Below are 512 nucleotides of genomic sequence, written 5' to 3'. Positions count from 1 at the left end.
GGTTGTGGTGGCCGAAGACCGGAACGGCCGCGCCCAGGGCCTCGAAGATCTGCACCTGCACGCCGGTGTTCGTGACGTGGTCCTCGCCGCGGATCACGTGGGTGATGCCGAGATCGGCGTCGTCCACCACCGACGGCAGCGTGTAGAGGTAGCTGCCGTCGGCGCGGATCAGCACCGGATCCGACAGGGACGCGCAGTCGACGTGGGCCGGGCCGCGGACGAGATCGTCCCAGCCGACGGTCCGCGCCTCCAGCAGGAACCGCCAGTGCGGCCGCCGGCCCTCGGCCTCGAGCGCCGCCCGCTCGTCGCCGGTGAGCCGCAGCGCCGCCCGGTCGTAGATCGGCGGGTGGCCGCCCCCGAGCTGGCGCCTGCGGCGGCGCTCCAGCTCCGCCGGGGTCTCGTAGCAGGGGTAGAGCCGGCCCGCTGCGCGCAGGCGGTCGGCGGCGGCGTCGTGCTGCGCCGTGCGGGCGCTCTGCCGGGCGAACAGGTCGGGCACGATGCCGAGCCACGCG

1 protein-coding gene is annotated in these 512 nt (G+C 75.6%); it reads right to left on the bottom strand.

The window, feature by feature from the left end; translation table 11 throughout:
• A partial coding sequence (locus ACU8YC_RS26260) for a glutamate--tRNA ligase family protein (protein WP_446896155.1) occupies nt 1–512 on the bottom strand: 512 nt, incomplete at both ends.

The organism is Citrobacter sp. VF227 (assembly GCF_052950715.1).
The sequence above is the reverse complement of the archived record's forward strand: the minus strand, read 5'-3'. Positions and strand labels throughout refer to the sequence as shown.